At 71.4% G+C, this 21,930-nt stretch carries 16 protein-coding genes and 3 pseudogenes; 12 read left to right on the top strand and 7 right to left on the bottom strand.

Going from position 1 to position 21,930, the window contains the following annotated elements:
* Nucleotides 1-694, top strand: a pseudogene (locus tag N4P33_RS11085) (hypothetical protein); the annotation flags it as partial.
* Between the two features lie 211 nt (nt 695-905).
* Here the strand turns inward: N4P33_RS11085 and N4P33_RS11080 are convergent.
* Complete coding sequence (locus N4P33_RS11080) at nt 906-1,799, bottom strand: L,D-transpeptidase family protein (protein WP_260826184.1); 894 nt, start codon at nt 1,797-1,799, stop codon at nt 906-908.
* 169 nt (nt 1,800-1,968) lie between these two features.
* On the opposite strand from N4P33_RS11080, the gene N4P33_RS11075 reads away from it, so the two are divergent.
* The 3 genes from N4P33_RS11075 to leuE all read left to right on the top strand — a co-directional run bounded on the left by N4P33_RS11075 (nt 1,969) and on the right by leuE (nt 4,923).
* Nucleotides 1,969-3,549, top strand: coding sequence for a methylmalonyl-CoA mutase (locus N4P33_RS11075; protein WP_260826183.1), 1,581 nt, complete (start codon nt 1,969-1,971; stop codon nt 3,547-3,549).
* Between the two features lie 92 nt (nt 3,550-3,641).
* Nucleotides 3,642-4,217, top strand: a complete 576-nt coding sequence (locus tag N4P33_RS11070) for a Uma2 family endonuclease (RefSeq protein WP_260826182.1) — start codon at nt 3,642-3,644, stop codon at nt 4,215-4,217.
* Nucleotides 4,218-4,260: 43 nt separating this feature from the next.
* Nucleotides 4,261-4,923, top strand: a complete 663-nt coding sequence (gene leuE / locus N4P33_RS11065) for a leucine efflux protein LeuE (protein WP_260826181.1) — start codon at nt 4,261-4,263, stop codon at nt 4,921-4,923.
* 3 nt (nt 4,924-4,926) lie between these two features.
* Here leuE and N4P33_RS11060 read toward each other — a convergent pair.
* A pseudogene (locus N4P33_RS11060) lies at nt 4,927-5,652 on the bottom strand (FAD-dependent monooxygenase); the annotation flags it as partial.
* Between N4P33_RS11060 and N4P33_RS11055 the strand changes: the two are divergent.
* Nucleotides 5,649-5,804 (top strand): annotated as a pseudogene (locus tag N4P33_RS11055) (TetR/AcrR family transcriptional regulator C-terminal domain-containing protein); the annotation flags it as partial. The pseudogenes N4P33_RS11060 and N4P33_RS11055 overlap by 4 nt on opposite strands.
* Nucleotides 5,805-5,828: 24 nt before the next feature.
* On the opposite strand, the gene N4P33_RS11050 reads toward N4P33_RS11055, so the two are convergent.
* Nucleotides 5,829-6,941: an acyltransferase gene (locus N4P33_RS11050; protein ID WP_260826186.1), complete on the bottom strand. Its 1,113-nt coding sequence runs from the start codon at nt 6,939-6,941 to the stop codon at nt 5,829-5,831.
* A gap of 202 nt (nt 6,942-7,143) precedes the next feature.
* On the opposite strand from N4P33_RS11050, the gene N4P33_RS11045 reads away from it, so the two are divergent.
* Nucleotides 7,144-8,634 (top strand): glycosyltransferase family 29 protein, encoded by a 1,491-nt coding sequence (locus N4P33_RS11045; RefSeq protein ID WP_260826180.1) that lies wholly within the window; start codon nt 7,144-7,146, stop codon nt 8,632-8,634.
* A complete protein-coding gene (locus N4P33_RS11040) occupies nt 8,631-10,967 on the top strand; it encodes a glycosyltransferase (protein ID WP_260826179.1) in 2,337 nt (778 codons plus the stop codon). The genes N4P33_RS11045 and N4P33_RS11040 overlap by 4 nt, the downstream gene beginning before the upstream one ends.
* Nucleotides 10,968-11,057: 90 nt before the next feature.
* On the opposite strand, the gene N4P33_RS11035 is transcribed toward N4P33_RS11040, so the two are convergent.
* The 3 genes from N4P33_RS11035 to N4P33_RS11025 form a co-directional block, all read right to left on the bottom strand.
* A complete protein-coding gene (locus tag N4P33_RS11035) occupies nt 11,058-12,044 on the bottom strand; it encodes a class I SAM-dependent methyltransferase (protein WP_260826177.1) in 987 nt (328 codons plus the stop codon).
* 144 nt (nt 12,045-12,188) lie between these two features.
* The gene (locus N4P33_RS11030) at nt 12,189-13,526 is read right to left on the bottom strand and encodes an alpha-2,8-polysialyltransferase family protein (protein ID WP_260826176.1); all 1,338 of its coding nucleotides are present in this window, start codon (nt 13,524-13,526) and stop codon (nt 12,189-12,191) included.
* Entirely contained in the window at nt 13,523-14,503 is a 981-nt protein-coding gene (locus tag N4P33_RS11025) for a glycosyltransferase family 2 protein (RefSeq protein WP_260826174.1), read from the bottom strand. Before N4P33_RS11025 ends, N4P33_RS11030 begins: the two co-directional genes overlap by 4 nt.
* A 198-nt stretch (nt 14,504-14,701) precedes the next feature.
* Between N4P33_RS11025 and N4P33_RS11020 the strand changes: the two genes are divergently transcribed.
* The 4 genes from N4P33_RS11020 (at nt 14,702) to N4P33_RS11005 (ending at nt 19,428) form a co-directional block, all read left to right on the top strand.
* The gene (locus tag N4P33_RS11020) at nt 14,702-16,024 is read left to right on the top strand and encodes a DUF6716 putative glycosyltransferase (protein WP_260826173.1); all 1,323 of its coding nucleotides are present in this window, start codon (nt 14,702-14,704) and stop codon (nt 16,022-16,024) included.
* Between the two features lie 92 nt (nt 16,025-16,116).
* Nucleotides 16,117-17,367: an N-acylneuraminate cytidylyltransferase gene (locus tag N4P33_RS11015; RefSeq protein ID WP_260826172.1), complete on the top strand. Its 1,251-nt coding sequence runs from the start codon at nt 16,117-16,119 to the stop codon at nt 17,365-17,367.
* A 14-nt stretch (nt 17,368-17,381) separates the two neighbouring features.
* Complete coding sequence (locus N4P33_RS11010) at nt 17,382-18,317, top strand: N-acetylneuraminate synthase family protein (protein ID WP_260826171.1); 936 nt, start codon at nt 17,382-17,384, stop codon at nt 18,315-18,317.
* Nucleotides 18,318-18,363: 46 nt separating this feature from the next.
* Nucleotides 18,364-19,428 carry a hypothetical protein gene (locus N4P33_RS11005; protein WP_260826170.1) on the top strand — a complete coding sequence of 355 codons (1,065 nt, stop codon included), beginning with the start codon at nt 18,364-18,366 and terminating at the stop codon, nt 19,426-19,428.
* A gap of 6 nt (nt 19,429-19,434) precedes the next feature.
* Here the strand turns inward: N4P33_RS11005 and N4P33_RS11000 are convergent, their stop codons facing one another.
* The gene (locus tag N4P33_RS11000) at nt 19,435-20,112 is read right to left on the bottom strand and encodes a class I SAM-dependent methyltransferase (RefSeq protein ID WP_260826169.1); all 678 of its coding nucleotides are present in this window, start codon (nt 20,110-20,112) and stop codon (nt 19,435-19,437) included.
* Nucleotides 20,113-20,607: 495 nt separating this feature from the next.
* On the opposite strand from N4P33_RS11000, the gene N4P33_RS10995 reads away from it, so the two are divergent.
* Complete coding sequence (locus tag N4P33_RS10995) at nt 20,608-21,837, top strand: M20 family metallopeptidase (protein WP_260826168.1); 1,230 nt, start codon at nt 20,608-20,610, stop codon at nt 21,835-21,837.
* Nucleotides 21,838-21,930 lie beyond the last annotated feature (93 nt).

Here is a 21,930-nt window from a genome sequence, read left to right as displayed (position 1 = left end):
GCCGAACGAACGCCCCCTGGTGTCGCCCTCGCCGCAGGGCACCCAGGGCGGCACCACGCCCGACGACGGCCCGCCGCCCTCCGTGGGCGCCGCCGGCAGCTCCCGCCCGGACAGGAGCGCCACGTCCGGAGACAAGGACACCGGCGGCGGCACGGCGAAGCCCGGATCCGACTCGGGCGAGCCGGGGGCCCGCTCCGGCCGGGGCTGGAAGCAGATCGTCGCCGCCTGCCGCGACCTGCGCAACGGCAAGGACCTCGACGGCGACCGCCGCCGCATGCTCGAGGACGCGGCCGGCAACTCCTCCCGCGTCGGCCGCTACTGCAAGGGCGTCCTCGCCACGGCCGATCTCGGCGCCAAGCTCCGGGAGGGCACCGATCAGGACACCCGCGAGCGCGCCGGCGACGGCGACCGTGAGGACGACGACGGCGGCGACGCGGACAAGGACGGCGACAAGCGCGGCACCAAGCCCGGCAAGCACCGTGGCGACAAGCGCGGCGGACACGGCAGGCACGGCGACCGGGACCGGCACGGCCATCACCAGCGCGCCGACCGGGACGGCACCCGCGACGGCGGCAAGGGCAGCGCGGGCCGTTCCGTCGGCCACGCCCGCCACTCCGGAGTGACCTCCGCGGCGGCCGCTGACCGGTTGACCCAGCCGAGTGCCCCCTATTTTCCCGCCCTTCAGCCCCTCTGACCTGCGGTTTCCTGCTCGGCCAAAAATTTTTCGTTGAAGGGTGTGACGTTTTTGGCCGCGGTGGCGCAGTAATGAGTGAGCCGACTGGTCATCGGCCGTCGCACAGAGCCGGGGTTCCCCCCGTACCTGCGGCTCGTGCATCGGCGCGGGCGGGACACGTTCCCCCGGTCCCGCCCGCGCCCCGAATCCTCCCCCGCGTGCACGAGGTGGCTCACCAGTGCACGACGACCGTGTCCCCCTTGCGCACCTCTCCGAACAGCCGGGCGATGGCCGCCTCGTCCCGGACGTTGACGCAACCGTGCGAGGCACCGGCGTACCCCCGGACGGCGAAGTCGGACGAGAAGTGCACGGCCTGCCCACCGCTGAAGAACATGGCGTACGGCATCGGCGAGTCGTAGAGCGTGGACACATGGTGCCGGGACTTCCAGTAGACGCGGAACACACCCTCGCGGGTCGGCGTGTACTGGGAGCCGAAGCGCACCGGCAGCGTCACCAGCGTGCGCCCGTCGACCATCCAGCGCAGCGTGCGGCTCGACTTGCTGATGCACAGCACACGCCCGGTCCGGCAGCGCGGGTCGGGCGCGTCGGCCGGCTGGCCGCCCATGAGATACAGCTCCCAGGTGCCGGGCTCCCGCGTCATCTTCCGCAGCCGCTGCCAGGTGACCGCGTCCATCCTCCCGGTGCGGGGCAGCCCGCGCTTGCCCTGGAAGCCCCGTACGGCCTTCTCCGTCAGCGCGTCGTACGTCCCGGTCGGCCCGTGGAGCAGCCACGCCACCTGACGCAGCCGGGCCTGGAGCTCACGGACGTCGCGCCCGGTGTCCCCGCGGGACCACAGCACACGGGCCGGCGGCGCGGAGGACGGCTCGGTCGCGGGCGGGGTCGCGGGCCGCTGCGGCGCGGGCCGCTTCGATGCGCCGTCCCGCCCGTCTCCCGCTCCCCCCGGACGGCCCGTCCCCGCCCCGGACGGCGGGCCGCTCGGCAGCTCGATGCGCACCGGTGACTGCTGTTTGCCGTCCCCGTCGGCGGGCTGCACCGTGCACCCGGCCGCCGCACAGACCGACACGGCCGCCAGCGCCGAGACGGCGGCGCTCGTTCTCGTCCTCATGCCCGTCCTACGCACCCAAGCCCCCCGTCGTCTCACCGGGATCCGCCACCGGCCCTCACCTGACAGATGTCTCCCCTGACGTGACCGGTTCCGAACGACGGGGCATGGTGGTGAGTGACCGAACGACATCCTGTACCCACGACCCACCGACCGGCGGGAGGCTCACACCATGGCGCGCGAGTCGGAGTCCGGACTGCCCATCGAGCCGCTCTACGGTCCGGAGGATCTGCGGGGCTGGGACCCGGAGGAGAAGCTGGGTGAGCCGGGGGCGTACCCGTTCACGCGGGGTGTCTACCGGTCGATGTACACCGGCCGTCCGTGGACGATGCGGCAGTACGCGGGCTTCGGTACGGCGACGGAGTCGAACGCCCGCTACCGGGACCTGATCGCGCACGGTACGACGGGCCTGTCGGTCGCCTTCGACCTGCCCACCCAGATGGGCCACGACTCCGACGCCCCGATCGCGCACGGCGAGGTCGGCAAGGTGGGCGTGGCGATCGACTCGATCGACGACATGCGCGTGCTGTTCGGCGGGATCCCGCTGGACCAGGTGTCGACGTCCATGACGATCAACGCGCCGGCGGCGCTGCTGCTGTTGCTGTATCAGCTGGTGGCGGAGGAGCAGGGCGTCAGCGCGGACCAGCTCACCGGCACGATCCAGAACGACGTGCTGAAGGAGTACATCGCTCGGGGCACGTACATCTTCCCGCCCAAGCCGTCGCTGCGGCTGATCGCGGACATCTTCCAGTACTGCCGGGCGGAGATCCCGCGCTGGAACACCATCTCGATCTCCGGGTATCACATGGCGGAGGCGGGCGCGTCTCCCGTGCAGGAGATCGCGTTCACGCTGGCGGACGGCATCGAGTACGTGCGTACGGCGGTGGCGGCCGGGATGGACGTGGACGACTTCGCGCCCCGCCTGTCCTTCTTCTTCGTGTCGCGCACCACGCTGCTGGAGGAGGTGGCGAAGTTCCGTGCGGCGCGCAGGGTGTGGGCGCGGGTGATGTGCGAGGAGTTCGGGGCGCGGAACCCGAAGTCGATGATGCTGCGGTTCCACACCCAGACGGCCGGGGTGCAGCTGACCGCGCAGCAGCCGGAGGTGAACCTGGTCCGGGTGGCGGTGCAGGGCCTGGCGGCGGTGCTGGGCGGCACCCAGTCGCTGCACACCAACTCCTTCGACGAGGCCATCGCCCTGCCCACCGACAAGTCCGCCCGCCTCGCCCTGCGAACCCAGCAGGTCCTCGCGTACGAGACGGACGTGACGGCGACCGTCGACCCGTTCGCCGGCTCGTACGTGATCGAGAAGATGACCGACGACATCGAGACGGCCGTACTGGAGCTGATGCGGAAGGTCGAGGACCTCGGCGGGGCGGTGAGCGCCATCGAGCGCGGCTTCCAGAAGGGCGAGATCGAACGCAACGCCTACCGCATCGCCCAGGAGACCGACTCCGGCGAACGCGTCGTGGTCGGCGTCAACCGCTTCCAGCTGGACGAGGAGGAATCCTACGAACCCCTGCGCGTCGACCCCGCCATCGAGGCCCAGCAGGCAGAACGGCTCGCGAAACTCCGCGCGGAACGCGACCAGCGGGCCGTGGACTCGGCGCTGGCTGCCCTGAAGAAGGCGGCGGAGGGCGAGGACAACGTCCTGTACCCGATGAAGGAGGCGTTGCGGGCACGGGCGACGGTGGGGGAGGTGTGCGGGGCGTTGCGGGATGTGTGGGGGACTTACGTGCCTTCCGATGCCTTCTGACCTGGTCGATTACTCCCTAAGAGTGAGCGCGGCCGGATACGGTCCGCTCCCGGCTGTTCTCGTGGAGAGTGGGACCCGAAAAGGAGGACGCCATGGCCGTACTGCAGCAGGAGCTGACCCTGGGCGAGGCTGCCGACCAGCTCGCCCGCGCACTGCCTGGCCACCGCGTGGAGATTCTCCAGGGGAGGCTCACTGTGACACCGCCGCCGGATGGTTCGCATCGGCTTGCGCTGACGAAACTCGGCAGGGCATTCGACCGCGCGGGCATCGTCGAGACCGGGCGTGAGTGGGTTCAGGGGGTCGGGCTCTGGCTGCCCACATTGCCGGCGGACTTCGCGATCCCCGATTTCTCCGTCGTCGACGAGGACTTCCGCGACGCCCACGTCACCAAGAACTGCTACGCGCCGAACGTCTTCCGCATGGTCGTCGAGATCACGTCGTCCAACTGGTCCGACGACCTCGGCCCCAAGGTCGAGTGCTACGCCCAGGCGGGCATCCCTGTCTACCTGATCGTCGACCGCAAGCACGACGAGGTCCTGCTCTACACCGATCCGGCCGACGGCAAGTACCCCGACCCGCAGCGTTTCAAGCGCGGCCAGGACGTGGCCGTGCCGGAGTCGGTCGGAGTGCGCGTCGAGCTCTTGGCGGACACCCTTCTCGACGGCTGAAACACTGGAACGGAGTGTCGTACCCCCGTGCGACACTCCCTCCATGTTCGGCGTCAATGACCTCCCCACCTACCTGGCAGGCCTCGTCCTGATCGTCCTGCTCCCCGGGCCCAACTCGCTGTACGTGCTGTCCGTGGCCGCCCGCAAGGGTGTGCGCACCGGGTACGCGGCGGCGGCCGGAGTCTTCACCGGGGACGCCATCCTGATGACGCTGGCGGCGCTCGGCGCGGCCTCCGTGCTCACCACGACGCCGCTGTTGTTCATGGTGGTGAAGTACGCCGGCGCCGGATACCTGGCGTGGATGGCGTACGGCATGCTGCGCTCCGCCTGGACCATGTGGAAGGACCGGGGCCAGCCGGCCAAGACCGAGACGGCCGCCGCTGCCACCACCACCCCCGCCGGGGACGAGCGCCCCTACCGCCGCGCGCTGGTCGTCTCGCTGCTCAACCCGAAGGCCATCCTCTTCCTGATCTCCTTCTTCGTGCAGTTCGTCGATCCCGGCTACGCCTATCCCGCGCTCTCCTTCGTCATCCTGGGCGCCCTGCTCCAGACGGCGAGCTTCCTCTACCTGTCGCTGCTGATCTTCAGCGGCACCCGCCTGGCGGAGGCGTTCCGCCGACGCCGCCGCCTGGCCGCGGGGGCCACCTCGGCGGCCGGCGCACTGTTCCTCGGCTTCGCGGCGAAGCTGTCGGTCGCGAGCGCCTAGCGGTCAGAGCCCGACGCGGGCGACGTACGCGCGCAGTCCCTGCGCCGTGTCGCCCGCCCAGCCGACATAGCCGTCCGGCCGGACGAGGAAGACACCGGGGCCGTACGACTGAGGGGCCGCCGGGAGGGTGCGGACCGACTCCGGTACGCCGTCCACATGCCCGGCGGCGCCCAGCAGCGTCCAGTGCGGTCCCCGGAACGCGTCGAAGAGGCGTACGCCGTTCACCGTCCCGTCGGGGGCGCGGTCACCCGCGCGCGCCGGTCCGGGGGCCGTCCGGGTCTCAGCCGTGAGTGACGACTCCCGGTAGTTCAGCCCCAACTGCCGCGTCGCCGCCCCGCGTCGCACCTCGCCGCGATGGACACCGGTCGACAGACCGAGCACCCCCGCGGCGATCGGGCGCCGCTCCTCCTCGTAGGTGTCGAGCAGGGAGGCGTCCGCCCCGCCTCGCAGCACCGCGCCCAGCTTCCAGCCCAGGTTGTAAGCGTCCTGGACGCTGGTGTTGAGGCCCTGGCCGCCGGCGGGGGAGTGGACGTGCGCCGCGTCCCCGGCGAGGAACACACGGCCCGCGCGGAAGCGGTCGGCGAGTGCGGCGCGCGGGCGGAAGTCCGAGGCCCAGCGGACCTCGGTGACGTCGGAGGCGCCCAGGTGGGAGCGGTCGGCGACGACCCGCCGTACCCCCTCCTCCGAGAGGTCCACGGGCGTCCCCTCCGCGAAGCGCGCGACGGTACGACCTGGAGCAACGCGCCCGCGTGATGGCCGACTTCCCGCTGTCGGCCCAGGCGGGCGCGGAGATCTTCACCGACTACGACCGGCACTTCGAGGAAGGCCTCGCGCTGGTCCTCGCGGGCATCGAGGCGCGCTACGGCCCGACGCGCACGTGACCCCGGAGGGTGGCCGGCCAGGCCTCAGTGCCGCCGGGACAGCACTGCCCGCAGGCGAGGTGTCAGCGGCTTTTCCACGCACCGGTGGATCAGCCACGCCAGCAGCAGCATCGACGCGACCGTGAGGGCGAAGGTCATCGCCGACGGCAGGTGCAGCCCCCGGTGCAGGGCGCCGATCACCACCCAACCCAGGTGCTCGTGGACCAAGTAGAAGGGGTACGTCAGTGCCCCGGCGACCGTCAGCCAGGGCCAGTTCACCCGGTTCAGCCAGCCCAGCGCGACCGCCGCGACCGCGACGAAGCCCAGGGTCACGACGAGGACGATCATCGCCGAGGAGCGGTAGGAGAACGCGTCCACGCTGGGCGCGTGCCACAGTTCCCGGACGACGTGGTGCTGGCCCAGCAGCCAGCTCACGCCGACGATGCCCCAGGCGTAGGCGTCCCGCCGGTCGCGGTGGACGAGGTAGAGCCCCACGCCGCCGATGAAGAACGGGGCGTACTCGGGCATCACCACGATGTCGAGCAGCGGCTCCTTCGCGGACTGCGCGATCACCGCCGCCAGCGTCCAGCAGGCGCAGAACATGATCGTGCGCTGCCGGCTCGCCCCGGGCAGGACGACGAAGAGGGCGAACAGCGCGTAGAAACGGACCTCCGCCCACAGCGTCCAGCACACCCCCAGCACCCGGTCCACACCCAGCGGCATCTGCAGCATCGTCAGATTCACCAGCGCGTCGCTCGGTGACACCGCCTCGTAGGCGACCACCGGCAGCGCGAACACCGCCACCACCAGCACGACCGCGCACCAGTAGGCCGGCAGCAGCCGCGCGGCCCGCGAGGCGAAGAACGACCTGAGCGGCCGGCCCCAGCCGCTCATGCAGATCACGAACCCGCTGATCACGAAGAAGATCTGCACGCCCAGACACCCGTACGCGAACCACGAGTGCAGCGTCGGGAACTGCAGCTTCGGCGACGATCCCCAGGCCTCGGTGACCTCGCCGCCGCGACCGCCGTAGTGGTACGCGGCCACCATCAGCGCGGCGACGAGCCGCAGTCCGTCGAGGGCCCGCAGCCTGCTCTGACGGGGCGGCCCCGGCAGAGCCGGCTGCACGGTCACATCGACGGCCGGGCGGGCGGTCAGGCTGGTCACGTACGTCCCCTCGAGGTGCGGGCGATGGCCCTGTGGCGCGATGGATGTATCAGCACGCTAGTCCGATTCACAGCGTGCCCCTGACCGCCGGGCCAACGATTCGCCGCCCGGTCCTTGCACGTTCACCCGCACGTCGCCTTGGTTTCCTAAATTCCTCAACATCCCCCCACGCCACTCGGACACCAGGAGTGCCATGACGAGGGTCCAGAGGGATCAGCAGAAGCGCGCACGGGCAGACGTACGGGCAGCGGGAGCGGAGCTGGACGACTGTCTGCGCGCCTGTGCGGTGCACAGCGGCAAACTCGTCGGCAGCATCGACCGCCGCCGCATCGAACTCGCCGAGCAGCTGAGAAAGCTGCTCGTCGTCTGCGCCACCCGCACCGCTCCCGCGCCGCCGCCCGCCCCGACCGGCGCGACCGCCCTGCTCAAACGGGCCGTCAAAGGCGCGGCGACCCCGAGCTCCGGCCTGTCCGGCGAGCTCCTCGACGCCCTGCTCGCCGTCGCCAGCAAGGCCCTGGAGTGCGGCTACGACGACGAGCTGAACCTCGCGCTGGTCATCAGCGCCACCGTGCTGGCCCACCGCAAGAACTCCCGGGCCGGCTGGCGCCTGCGTGCCCGGCTCCTGGAGACCCTCGGAGACGAGCCCGCCGCCGTGGCGGCCTACGAGCGCTATCTGGAGCTCACCGACGACGACGGCTTCGGCGTCCGCGCCAAGGTCGCGGGTCTGCGCTCGGCCGGGGAGACGGAGCGGGAGCTGCTCGCCCTGCTGCGCCGCCAGTGCCCGCGCGCCGAGGAGTTCGCGCGGCGTCCCGCCACCGACGTGTGGGCCGAGGGCCTGGCCGCCCACGCCGTGGGGGACTGGACGGAGGCCGAGCCCCGCCTTGTGGGAGCGCTCCTCGCCCTGGCCGCCGCCGACGCCCCTGTCGCCGACCGGCAGGAACTGCTCAGCCAGTACCTCGACCTGCGCCTCGCCGCCCACCGCGACCCCGCCGCGCTGCCCGGCCTCACCGAGGCCCTCGCCCTCTACGCCGAGCAGCGCCGCACCCGGATGCGCGGCCCCGTCGCCGACCCCACCGTCGGCGGCGTGCAGTGGATCAGCCTCGGTGAGTTCCGCAATCTGATCGCGGGCAAGTCGGTCTGCCTGGTCGCCAATTCCGGTCGGGTCGGCGCCAGTTCACTCGGCGCCGAGATCGACGCCTACGACCTCGTGGTGCGCTTCAACTCGTACCGCATCGACCCGCAGCACACCGGCAGCCGCACCGACCTCCACGCCACCATCCACAAGCACGGCTTCAACTGGGACCGGCCGGTCACCACCCGGCTCGTCTTCGGCGGTGTCTCCGGCGACTGGAAGTACTCGCTGCGCAACCGCCTCGTCCCCGGCGCACAGCAGTACCTCGGCGACGAGTCCCTGCGCTGGCCCGTCCGCACCATCGGCCGGCTCTCCGCCGACGCCTGGCCGGGCATCCCCACCACCGGCTTCAACATGCTGTACCTGCTGGACTTCCTCGACGTCAGCCCCACCCTCGACCTCATCGGCTTCGACTTCTACGAGAGCGGCGCCTACCGCGTGCCGGAGGCGATGAAGCTGGCCATCACATCCGTGCACGAATACACCAGCGAGAAGGAATGGGTCATGCAGCGGGCCCAGCGCGTGACCGACCTGAGGATATCCCTGCGATGACCACGACCTCCCCGACCCCGGCCGGCACCGCGACCGCCGCCCCGCCGACCGCGGCCCACCACCTCACCGGCAAGCGCCGCATCGCCTTCGCGTCCTACGTCGACGAGAACTACCTCCCCGGCTTCCTCGTCCTGCTGCGCAGCCTCGCCCTCACCAACCCGGGCGTGTGCGAGGACTTCGTCGTCCTCCACGACGACCTGCGCCCCGGCTCGATCGCGAAGATCCGCGCCCTGCACCCGCGCATCGTGCTCCGCCGCGTCGACGCCGGGCACTACGACACGTACAAGAAGGGCGACCAGGACAACTACCTCGTCCGCAAGGCCTACTTCATCCTCGACGTCTTCCGGCTGCGCGACTACGACACGGTCATCACCCTCGACACCGACATGGTCGTCCTCGGCGACCTCACCGAACTGCTCACCCTGCGCGAGGGCCTGGCGGCCGTGCCGCAGTTCTTCCACGGGCAGCACAAGCTCAACTCCGGGCTGCTGGTCATCCAGCGCGAGTACCTCAGCGACGCGTTCTGCGCGAAGCTCGACGCGACCGGACGCAGCGGTGCCTACGAACTCGACAAGCACGACCAGGGCATCCTCAACGCCGTTCTCGACGGCGACTTCGTGCGCCTGGACCCGCGCTACAACTTCGTCAAGCGGCGCCTGTCCGGCGACCTGCAGGTGCCCGAGGACACCGCGATCCTGCACTTCACCGGACGCCACAAGCCCTGGCAGGGCGGCGAGTCCGGCTACGCGCAGGCCGAGGAGCGCTGGCGGGCGTACGACCTGAGCGACGCCGACTTCCAGGCCGCCTACCTGGCGCTCGGCGGCACGCTCCACCACGACCTGCTCGTGCACTACGGCACCCCGCACGTGGCCCGCACCGGCGATGTGGAGAGCGCCCGCAAGGTGGCCGCGGCGCACATCGCGGCCGGCGACTACCAGGACGCCGTCGACATCCTCTCCAGCGTGCACATCCCGCTCGACGAGGCCTGGCCGCACGAGGTGCTCGGGCACGCCCTGATGAGCGTCTCCCGCTACGAGGAGGCCAAGGCCCGGCTGCTGCTCGCCACCGCCGCGCCCAACCGGGCCGCCACCGCCTTCGCCCGTCTCGCCCAGATCGCCTGGGTGCACGGCGACGACACGACGGCCCTCGCCCACGCCACCGCCGGGCTGGCCGTCGACCCCACCCACCGCCCCAGCCGCCTGTGGGCGCAGCGCGCCACCGGCGTGCCGGTGCAGGACCAGGGCGGCGCCGAGGACCAACTGGCCCACGTCGCCTTCTACATGGACCGGCAGGGCAACGCCGGCGACAAGCTGCTCCCCGAGACCGTGCGCCTCGCCTTCGGCCCCGACACCACCACCCGCCGCTGGCACTCCGTCCACGCCCACCGCCTGTTCGACCAGGCCGCCCTGCGGCGCGTCAACGCACGGCGCGGCCTTGTCATCGGCGGCGGCGGACTGTTCATCCCGGACACCATGCCCAACGGCAACAGCGCCTGGCAGTGGAACGTCCCCGACGAGCAGCTGCGCGCGATCGACGTGCCGGTCATGGTGTACGCGGTCGGGTTCAACGCCTTTGACGGCCAGTCCTACCGGGCCGGACGCTTCCGGGAGAGCCTCAGGCTCCTGGTGGAGAAGGCGGCGTTCTTCGGGCTGCGCAACCACGGCTCCATCGAGAAGGTCCGCGCGATGCTCCCCGCCCACCTGCACGACAAGGTGCGCTTCCAGCCCTGCCCCACCACGGTCACCCGGCAGCTCCTCCCCGGCTGGCAGGACCCGGCAGGACGCGAGGACACCGTCCTGCTGAACGCCGCCTACGACCGCGCCGGACTGCGCTTCGGGCACGACTACGGGCACTTTCTCGCCGAGATCGCGAAGGCCGTGCGCGCCATCGGCGCCCACACCGAGGTCCGCTGCGTGGCGCACTCCCTCGACGACGAGCGGATCGCCTTCGACCTGCGCCGCGAGCACGGCATCTCGCTGCCCGTGATCCCGATGTACGACTTCGACAACGACGCCATCCGTGACCTGTACGCCAGGACACGCCTGGTCATCGGCATGCGCGGGCACGCCGGGATGATCCCGTTCGGGGTCGGCACGCCGATCGTCTCGCTGATCTCGCACCCGAAGATGGCCTACTTCCTGGCCGACATCGAGCGCCCCGAGTGGGGTGTCTCCGTGCACGACCGGCACCTGGGCGCCGTCCTCACCGAGCGCGCGCTCGCGATCCTGGACGACCACGCGAGGGCCGTCGCCGACGTCCACGAGCGACAACAGGCGCTGTGGAAGGTCACCGAGGCCAACGCCGCCGACCTGAGGGCGATCCTCGGCGCGTGAGCCCGCACCGGTGAGCCCCCGCGGTCGCTTCCCGGCCGCGGGGGCTCATCCTTGGGGCTTCGGCGTCTGACAGCCTTCTTCCTCGGGGCTTCAGCGCCGGACGGCCTTCCTCACCAGCCGCCCCAGCCGCGAGCCCCCGCCGCCCTTCTCCCGGTCCTGCTCGTACGCCGTGCGCAGCTGCGCGAAATGGTCCGCCCGGGTCCGGCTCAGGTACGCGTCGCCGGTCAGCGCCTCGGCGATCGACCAGGCCCGCTTGTGGTCCCCGGCGTAGTGGGCGACATACGCCTTGGCGAACTCCAGCACCGACTTGAAGGGGATGCCGCCGGTGTGGTCGCGGTCGATCCGCTCCTGCACGGCGGAGATCAGCTCCAGCTTCTCCTCGACCGTGTAGGCGTCCTCCGCGATCCGCTTCAGCAGGTCCTCGGGGATCGGCCGGACCACCTCGAAGGCGAGCGTGGAGCGGATCGGCGGCCCGGCGATCTCGATGTACGGCAGCAGCGCGCCGGTGCTGTGATGCAGCCAGGGCAGCCGGGGCCCGGCGAAGTCCTGGTGCAGCACGACCGAGCCGGGCCGCAGCCGGGTCAGGAACCGCTCGGCCACGCAGCGGAACACGCGGGCGGTCTTGGCGATGTCGACGTGCAGGAACTCGATGGGGCTGGTGTCCTGCGGATCGGACGTCTGCCACAGGTCCCCGGCGTGGATCTCCAGGAACGGCAGGAACGGCTCCAGGCGGCTTTTGAAGTCGTCCAGGAACGAGTCGTCGTCCGCCGGCTTCGCCCCCGCCGTGAAGAACTTCTCCGTGGCGAAGGTGCCCTTGCCGACCCGGAAGAAGTCGTAAGCGTGCAGCCGCCCGGTGCCCTCGTCGAACACCGGGCTCTCGCGCAGCCCGAGCGCCAGCGCGTACGTGGAGCCGCCCCCGCCGGAGCCCAGCTCGACGAGCCGGTCCGCACCGGTGAGGTGATGCCGGCCGAGCAGGTAGAGGAACCTCAACTCCCAGGTGCTCACCTGGGAGTAGGGCAGGTCGTCCGGCAGGCGGACGTCGTCGAGGAGAGGGTAGAGCCGGCCGAGGTTCGTCATGGATGCCTCACGCTTCGAGTGGCACAAGAGGGAGGGCGGCATCCGCGATCCTAGAGGGGTGAACGTCAGTTCACCATGGAATCCATGGAGTAACGACCCGTTTCACCACCGTTTCCTTGGCCTTTGTGCGGTGTTCACCGCCGCTCACCGCCGCACCACCCGCCGCTGCAGCCGCCGCGCCTTGCGGGCCACCCGGCGCACCGTGGCGTTGCGCGGCAGGAACGCCAGCCGCGCGGGCACCCCGCCGGGCAGCCCCAGGGACGTCAGACGCTTCTTCTTGAAGTAGCGCCAGGTGGTGCCGTCCAGCCGCGTCGACAGATACCGCTCCGCCTCGCCCCGCAGGTCCGGCAGGATCTTCGGCTGCATCGCGAATCCGACCGTCCGGACCAGCTCGGTGAGGGCGTCGGTGTCCAGGCCCCGGCGGCTCTCCGTGACGGCCGCACGGTCCGTCAGCTCGGGCAGCAGCGCGTCCACGATCGTCACGGGCACGCGGTTGCTGTTCTCGAACGGCGTCAGCCGGTCCAGCAGCAGCTCCGTGCCCACCCGGGCCACCGGCAGCCCGTACAGGGCGGAGGCCGTGATCAGGGCCGTGGAGAAGCAGCCGACGACCAGCGCCGGACGCATCCGCTGGTACAGCACCTCGGCGAGCACCGGCGTGTCCAGCACCGTCAGTTCGGCGCCGAGCCGCTCGGCCTCCTCCTCCAGCAGCCGCGTGAAGCGGGCCGGCGCGGTCGGATGCGGCTTGAACACCACCCGGCTGTGGCCGAGTTCGACCACACTCTTCAGCATCCGGACGTGCAGCTTCTCCTCCTCCTCGGGGGAGAGGATGTTCAGCGCCGACAGATACTGGCCCAGCAGCAGCGCGGGCTCCTCGATCTCCGGCAACTCCGCGCCCGTGTCGACCAGTTCCGCCAGCACCTTGGTGAACGCCGCCGTGGGCACCACCTCCGCCGGGACCTCGAACTCGGTCAGCAGCAACGGCTCGAGCCCCGGCACCAGATCGAGGTGCAGCAGCCGCTCCACTCGCGTGCCGACCAGCAGATCGAGCTTGTTGCGGGTCGGCCCGTAGCTCATCAGACCGTCCGCGTACACCGTCAGGGGCGCGTCCGTGAAGATCTGCGCCAGCCCCAGCGCCGGGTTGACCTGGATCGACTCCACGGCGAGCGTGACATCGTCCTCGCCGAGCCCCCATGCCAGCCGCGCGTAGCGTTCCCACAGGGGCGCGTCCTCGTAGCGCGGCGCCCAACCCCCCGGATGGAAGGGGAAGATGGCCTCGTTCCACGACAGCACGTCGTCGAAGCGGCCGCGCAGCCGCTCGAAGCCGGGCATCTCGTCCACGGCCGGGGTCGTCTCCGGAGTCGCCGCGTTGTTCGACACCAGCAGGATGCGCCGGTCGGCCGGGGCGAAACAGCCGGCGTCCAGGGCGGCGGCCAGCGTCGCCGTGCCGTACAGCGTCGACGCCATGAAGATCTGCGTGGTCATGCCGCCACCTCCACGGCCGGTACGGGACGTCGTCGCAGCCGGCGCAGCCGCGTGGCGCGCTCGGCGTCCATCGACGCGAGCGCGTCGTCGAGCACGTCCTGCGGCATCCGCCGCAGCGCCGCGCTGCTCATCGCCTTCAGCTTCCGGGCCACGGGCGCCTCGAACTTCTCGATGGTGCCCAGATGGTGGGAGATGATCGCGCAGTACGTGCGCACCGCCTTCGGCAGCAGCGCCGCCGCCTCCGGATCCGCCGCGGTCTCCTCCACCACCTGGTCGAAGGCGCGGATGAAGTCCAGCTGCCGGGCGTCCCCGATCTGCGTCAGCGACGAGGCCACCCCGCGCCGGTAGAACACCCCGAGCAGGCTCGTCACCGCGAACGACTCCGCCTCCCGGTGCAGCTTCCAGATCCACGGGCGGTCCTCCGCCGTCCGCAGCCCGTCGGTGAAGTGCAGCAGCCCCCGGTCGACCAGCCGGCGGTGGTAGATGCCCGCCCAGGCGAAGGCGTAGTCCACGGACGTCGTCCGGTGCGCCGGCAGGATCGCCGCGCGCGGCGGCAGCACCACGTTGCGACGGCCGTGCGGCACCCGCTGCACGGAGCGCGCGCGGGCCGTGCACTGCACATGGTCCGTGCGCACGAAGTCGCAGCCCAGCTCCTCGATCGCCGCGAGAAGCCGCGGGTAGTAGCCGGGCGCCAGCCAGTCGTCGCCGTCCATGAACGTCAGATACTCCCCGCGTGCCCGGTCGATACCGGTGTTGCGGGCGGTCGCCAGGCCGCCGTTCCGCTCGTGTCTGACCAGCACCGCCCCCGGCAGCTCGCGCTCGGCGCGCGCGAGAAGTTCCGCGGTCCCATCGGTGGAACAGTCGTCGACGAGAATGAATTCGAAGTCGTCGCGCGCGTTCGCGCGAAGACTCCGCAGGGCATCGGGGACGTATTGCCGCACGTTGTAGAACGGCACGATGACAGAGAGCTTGAGCACGTCATGGACGTTAGGCGGCGGCCCGGCATTCGGCTTTACCCGCACCTTGAGCCAGGGTGAACGACGCGTGGCGAAGTGGTGAAGTGGGCTGTTTTTCGGCCTCGCGGGCGGCCGATTCGCCATTCGGCGGTGTGCTGTTAACCGTTTGTTGGATTCGGGTTGGGCGATTACTAGAAATGCCTTCCTAGCGTCTTCGACGTGCCAGCAAGTGCAACGAAAGCCCTGCGGGTGGCGGTCCTCGCGGATTCCGACACCCGGTGGAAATGGGGCGCGCTCACCGCGAACCGCATCGCCCCGCACAGCGGCGCCGACCGGCCGGAGATCCGGCTGGACGGCTATCTGCTGCGCGGCCGTGCGACCCCGACCGCCCGCCAGCTGACGGAGGTCGGCGTCCGCGCGGACTCGCTCAGCGAGGTGACGGCGGTCGAGTTCCTGCGCGCGATGAGCGAGAAGACCTACGACGTCCTCGTGCTCGCCCTCGTCGGCGGCGGCGTCCAGGCCATGCTGCACGGCCTGCGGCGCGTCTGGGAGGACCGGCGGGACCGGCCCGTCGTCGTCACCGGCTACGTCGGCGTCGTCTACGAGAAGCTCGCCGACGGCCTGCTGCTGCGCCACGGCGCCGACCTCGTCCTCGCCAACTCCCGCCAGGACGCGGAGCGCTTCCGCGCGGTGTACGAGGGGGTGGGCGCGGACGCCTCCGCGGTGACCGAGGTCGCGCTGCCGTTCCTGGGCGGTGCGGCGTACACCGGCGAACGCGAGCCGTACACGGTGGTGTTCGCCGCGCAGCCGTCCGTCCCGGAGAGCCGCAAGGACCGTACGTACCTGCTGAACCGGCTGGTGGAACACGCCCGCCGGCACCCCGAGCGCGAGGTGCTGCTGAAGCTGCGCTCCAAGCCGGGCGAGCACACCACGCACATCGAGGAACTGCCGTACCAGAAGCTGGCGCAGAAGCAGGAGCTGCCGGCCAACTTCCGCCTGGTGTACGGGCACATGGGGGAGGTCCTGGACCGGACCGACCTGCTGGTCACCGTCAGCTCCACCGCCGCGCTCGAGTCACTGCACCGGCGGATTCCGACCGCCGTCCTCACCGACCTGGGCGTACGTGAGTCGCTGGGCAACCACCACTTCGTGGGCTCCGGGTGCCTTGCCTCCTGGGATGAGCTCGATGCGGGGCATCGACCGGTGCCGGATGCGGAGTGGGTGGCGCGGCAAGGCGTCGCTGCGGACGGGGCGTACGAGAGTGCCTTCGACGCTGCGCGTGGGCGGATCGCCAAGCTGCTCTCCTCGGGTGACCTGCCGCCGCTCACCCCCTACTACACGCCGGTCACCGCGCCCGGTTATCTGCCCGGCATCCTCGCGCGGCATCACCTCGGGGTGGACGGTGCGCCGCTGCCGGGGGCTCCCGCCGCTGACAAGTCGCCCGGGCCTGTGCGGCAGATCGTGCGGCGGGCGGCTCGGGGTGCGTATCGGCACGGTGTGCAGCGTGTGGCCCCTGTCATTCGGCGGATGGGGGAGCTGTGAGTTCGGCTGCCGCGCCGTCGGGGCTGGTCGCGCAGTTCCCCGCGCCCCTGAGGGGCGCGTCTCTCTCCCCCTCTTTTCAAGGAGCGGACCCCATGTCCCAACCCTCGGCCGATGTCGGCGCCTCCGTGCGCCGGGTGCTTGCCGTCATTCCCGCGCGCGGTGGGTCCAAGGGCGTGCCCGCGAAGAATCTCGCCCCTGTCGGTGGCATCCCGCTGATCGCCCGGGCCGTGCGTGAGTGCCTGGCCGCGCGGCATGTCACCGATGTGGTCGTCTCCACCGACGACCAGGCCATCGCCGCCGCCGCGCGTCAGGCCGGTGCCGAGGTCGTGCTGCGGCCCGCCGCCATCGCCGGGGACACCGCCACCTCCGAGGCGGCCGTGCTGCACGCCATGGAGGCCCACGAGGCCCTGCACGGGGCGTCCGTGGACGTGGTCCTCCTGGTGCAGTGCACCAGCCCGTTCCTGATCCGTGAGGACATCGACGGGGTGGCCGCGGCGGTCGCGGAGCAGGGTGCCGACACGGCGTTGACCGTGGCCCCGTTCCACGGCTTCATCTGGCGCGACGGCGACGAGGCGAGCGAGGCCAACCCCGCCGCCGCCAGCGGTGGCTACGGCGTCAACCACGACAAGTCCTTCCGCCCCCGCCGCCAGGACCGCCCCCAGGACCTCCTGGAGACCGGTGCCGCCTACGCCATGGACGCGGACGGATTCCGTACGCACCGGCACCGCTTCTTCGGCCGTACCGAGCTCGTGCGCACCGACCCGGCCCGCGTGCTGGAGATCGACGACCCGCACGACCTCGCCCGCGCCCGCGCCCTCGCGCCGCTCTTCGACGCGAACCGGCCCGGCGCCCTTCCGACCGCCGACGACATCGACGCGCTCGTCCTCGACTTCGACGGCACCCAGACCGACGACAGGGTGCTGATCGACTCCAACGGGCAGGAGTTCGTCGCCGTGCACCGCGGGGACGGCCTCGGCATCGCCGCGCTGCGCAGAAGCGGCCTGAAGATGCTGATCCTGTCCACGGAACAGAACCCGGTCGTCGCCGCCCGCGCACGCAAGCTCAAGCTCCCTGTGCTGCACGGCGTCGACCGCAAGGACCTCGCACTGAAGCAGTGGTGCGAGGAGCAGGGCATCGCGCCGGAGCGCGTGCTCTACGTCGGCAACGACGTCAACGACCTCCCGTGCTTCGCCCTCGCGGGCTGGCCCGTGGCGGTCGGCAGCGCCCACGACGTCGTACGCGGCGCCGCCCGCGCGGTCACCACCGCCCCCGGCGGTGACGGCGCCATCCGGGAGATCGCCGGCTGGATCCTCGGCCCCTCCCTCGATTCCCTCCCCCAGTAAGGAAACCCCCTGTCATGAGCAACTCCCGCATCCGCACGCTCGGTTCCCGCGAGGCCGGCCCCGGCCGCCCCGTCTACATCACCGGCGAGATCGGCATCAACCACAACGGCGACCTCGACAACGCGTTCAAGCTGATCGACGCCGCCGCCGACGCCGGCTGCGACGCGGTCAAGTTCCAGAAGCGCACGCCCGAGATCTGCACCCCGCGCGACCAGTGGGACATCGAGCGCGACACCCCCTGGGGCCGGATGACGTACATCGACTACCGCCACCGCGTGGAGTTCGGCGAGGACGAGTACCGCCAGATCGACGCGTACTGCAAGGAGAAGGGGATCGCCTGGTTCGCCTCCCCGTGGGACACCGAGGCCGTCGCCTTCCTGGAGAAGTTCGACGTGCCCGCCCACAAGGTCGCCTCGGCGTCGCTGACGGACGACGACCTGCTGCGCGAACTGCGCGCCACCGGCCGCACGATCATCCTCTCCACCGGCATGTCCACCCCGAAGCAGATCCGCCACGCGGTCGAGGTGCTCGGCAGCGACAACATCCTGCTCTGCCACGCCACCTCCACCTACCCGGCGAAGGCCGAGGAGCTGAACCTCCGGGTCATCAACACCCTCCAGCAGGAGTACCCGAACGTCCCGATCGGCTACTCCGGCCACGAGACCGGCCTGCAGACCACCCTCGCCGCCGTCGCCCTCGGCGCCTGCTTCGTCGAGCGTCACATCACCCTCGACCGCGCCATGTGGGGCTCCGACCAGGCCGCCTCCGTCGAGCCGCAGGGCCTGACGCGCCTGGTGCGCGACATCCGCACCATCGAGGCGTCCCTCGGTGACGGCGTGAAGAAGGTCTACGAGTCCGAGCTGGGCCCGATGAAGAAGCTGCGCCGGGTCCCCGGCGTCGTCGCCGAGGCGGAGATCGCCGCGGCGGCCGGCGAGCCGCTGACCGTCTGAGCCCCCCAGTCCCACCCCTTACGACGACGGGAACGGTCGTACGTCGATGAGCCCCCGCGCCGGGAACGCCGGCCCCCACACTCTCGCCTTCGTCGAGAGCCCGGTACAACTGCTGAACGTGCTGGAGTGGGCGCACGCGCACGCTCCCGGCGCGGGGCTCACCCTCGTGGTGCTGTCCCCCGTCGACCCCATGACCCGCGGCCAGCTGCGCCGCATGTCCGAACTCGCCCGCGAGGAGGGCCACACGGTCCGCTGGGAGGAGGCGAGAAGCGGCCCCACCGCGCCCCTGCAGACCATCGGCGGCCTCACCGCCCTCCTGCGCCGCGCCCACCGCGTCCTGCTCGGCGACCCCTTCTCCCGCTACGTCCAGCTGCTGCTGACCATCACCCGCGCCCGCGACGTCGTGGTCGTCGACGACGGCACCGCCACCATGGAGTTCGTCGGACAGCTGGCCCGCGGCGAACGCCTGGTGCGCTGGCACCGCAAGGGCGGGCGCCCCGGCCCCCGCGACCTCCTCCTCGCCCCGGTCTCCGCCGCCGCCCGCCGCCGCCTCACCCCGGGCGGGAAGCGCAGCGTCGAGGTCTTCTCCTCCATGCCGATGGAGGACACCCCGCCCGGCGTCACCGTCACCGCCAACACCTTCGCCTGGACCCGCGCCCGCTTCGGCCCGCCCCGCATCACCAAGGGCGCCGACCTGGTGGGCACGTCCCTGGTGGAGACCGGCGTGGTCGACGCCGACGCCTACCTGGAGGCCGTCCGCTCCCTTGCCGCCAAGCACGGGGCGGCCCGCTACTTCGCCCACCGCCGCGAGAGCACGGAGAAACTCCACCGCCTCGCCGTCGAGACGGGCCTGCAGATCATCCGCCCGGAACTCCCCCTGGAACTGATCGCCCGCCGGGGCCCGATCGGCAGCACGATCCTCAGCTTCCCCTCCACCGTCGTCCACACCCTCCCGCTGGCCCTGTCGGGCACGGACGTCCGCGTGGCGGTCTGCGACATCAACCCCACCTGGCTCACCGAGCACGCCTCACCGCGCGCCCAGGGCTTCCTCTCCGGCGTGACGGACACGGCCCGCGACGCCCACCGCCTGGCGGCGGTCCCGGCGGTGTGATCTCGCTCAGGATCCGTTCGGCCTCCGCGCCATCAGCAGGGCGCGGGGCCGCTTCTCCTCGCCCTCCGGCTCCCGCATCACCTGGGCCGTGAGCTCCAGCCCGGCCTTGCGGAGAGGGGCGATCACCGAGCCGGGGGAGCGCCAGTAGTAGTCGAGCGAGATGGGCCGGCCGAACCGCTCGTCCATGTGCAGCGTGCCGTCCTCCTCCCCGGACTGGAAGGCCAGCAGGACCGGCGCGCCCGGGGCCAGCACCCGGTGGAACTCGGCGAACAGGGACGGCAGATGTTCGTCGGGCACATGGATGATCGAGTACCGCGCCACGATGCCGCCCAGCGACCCGGCCGGCAGATCCAGCTCCGTCATCGACCCCACGTGGAAGCGCAGCCCGGGATGCGCCGCACGGGCCAGCGCCACCATGCGCGGCGAGACGTCCACACCGAACACCGGCACCCCGAGCCGGTCCAGCCGGGCGGTGACATACCCCGGCCCGCTGCCCAGATCCGCCACAGGCGCCCGTACGCCCTCACCGTCGCCCTCCCCGGCCAGCTCCACGAACGCGGTGAGCAGGGCGCGTTCCAGCGGGAGGTCGGCCAGGCCGTCCGCGAAGCGGCCGGTGTAGTCCTCGGCGATCGCGTCGTACGAGTCACGGGTGGTCCGCAGGAAGTCCGGATCGGGAGCGCGCATGGGGCCGCACCCTAGTGCCCCGGCAGGCAACGTTTGCCCGTCAAGGAGCGGCGTCCGGTGCGTGCTCTCGGCGTGCCGGCCGGAAGTCCTCGTACTGGATGTACTTGGGCTTCCGGCCGGTGCGGCGAGAGGGCGTGCCGGGCGTCGCGACGGGGCAAACGTTGCCTGTTGGGGCACTAGCCACGCCGCCCGCCGGTGTCCGCCAGTTGAACCGGTCCGCGTGGGCGGCGCCATGCGTGGTAACCGTGGGGAGAGCGGGCGCGGGCCGCCGACGAGGCGGAGGATGTGAGAGAAGTCACCTTCCGCAGGTCGCGCGGCCGGTCGGCGGGCCGGTCGGGCGGCCGAACCCCTAGAAAAAGAGCGAGAAGCTTACCCATCTCGACTGACGACTATGCGTAGGGCGACGAGATTTTCTTCCCCTAAGGGGTTGAATTTTCTTGATCGGGGGTCGGTGGACGGCTCCGGCGCCCTACTCTTCAAAGGGTGAAGCCACTGATGTCACTGGAGTCCGAGATCGATCTCCCCGGGGGAGCGGTGCTTCCCGGTGCGCTCCCCGAGGCCCTGCGGGCCGAGCTCGTGGCGTTCCGGCGCGATCTGCACATGCACCCCGAGCTCGGCAACCAGGAGTTCCGCACGACCGCCGCGATCAAGGAACGGCTCGAAAGGGCCGGCCTGAAGCCCCGCGTCCTCTCCGGCGGGACCGGCGTGATCTGTGACATCGGCACACCTCAGGACATGCTCACGGACGCGGCGATGCTCGCCCTGCGCGCTGACATCGACGGCCTGCCCATCCCCGACATGAAGGCCGACTGCCCGTACCGCTCCACGGTGCCCGACCGTGCGCACGCCTGCGGCCACGACGTCCACACCACCGTCGTGCTGGGTGCCGGCCTGGTCCTCGCCGAACTGCACCGCCAGGGCCTGCTGCCCCGGCCCGTGCGGCTGATCTTCCAGCCCGCCGAGGAGGTGCTGCCCGGCGGCGCCGCCGACGCCATCGAGGACGGCGCGCTCACCGGCGTCGGGCGGATCATCGCCGTGCACTGCGACCCGCGCGTCGACGCCGGGAAGATCGGCCTGCGCGAAGGCCCCATCACCTCCGCCTGCGACCGGCTGGAGATCGCCCTCGACGGCCCCGGCGGCCACACCGCCCGCCCCCACCTGACCACCGACCTCGTCACGGCCGCCGCCCGGGTCGTCACCGACGTGCCCGCCCTCGTCGGCCGGCGCGTCGACAGCCGCAGCGGCCTCGCCGTCACCTGGGGCCGGATCGAGTCGGGCCACGCGCCCAACGTCATCCCGCAGCACGCGGAACTCTCCGGCACGGTGCGCTGCCTCGACCTCGACACCTGGCGGCAGGCGCCGGACATCCTGGTCGCCGCGATCGACGAGGTCGCCAATCTGCACCGCGCCAAGTCGGAGATCAACTACGTGCGCGGTGTCCCTCCGGTCGTCAACGAGGCCGGGGTCACCGAGCTGCTGCGCGACGCGATGATCGCCCGGCGCGGTGTCGAGTCGGTGGAGGGCACCGAACAGAGCCTCGGCGGCGAGGACTTCTCCTGGTACCTGGAGCACGTCCCCGGCGCCATGGCCCGCCTCGGCGTCCGCACCCCCGGCGAGCGCATCGTGCGGGACCTCCACCAGGGCGACTTCGACGTCGACGAGCATGCGATCACCGTGGGCGTGGAACTGTTCACGGCGGCGGCCCTGCTCGATCCGCTCCGCTAGAGGCGTCCGCGTAGTCCCGCCGGCCACACCAGCCCCACCCTTCCCCACTCGCTCTCCTCCGCTTGCACACGCGGCGGGGGAGGGGCAGCGTGG

The sequence above is a fragment of the Streptomyces sp. 15-116A genome (assembly GCF_025290915.1).
Lineage (GTDB): Bacteria > Actinomycetota > Actinomycetes > Streptomycetales > Streptomycetaceae > Streptomyces.
Note: the sequence above shows the minus strand (reverse complement) of the source record. Positions and strands in the feature narration are given on the sequence as shown.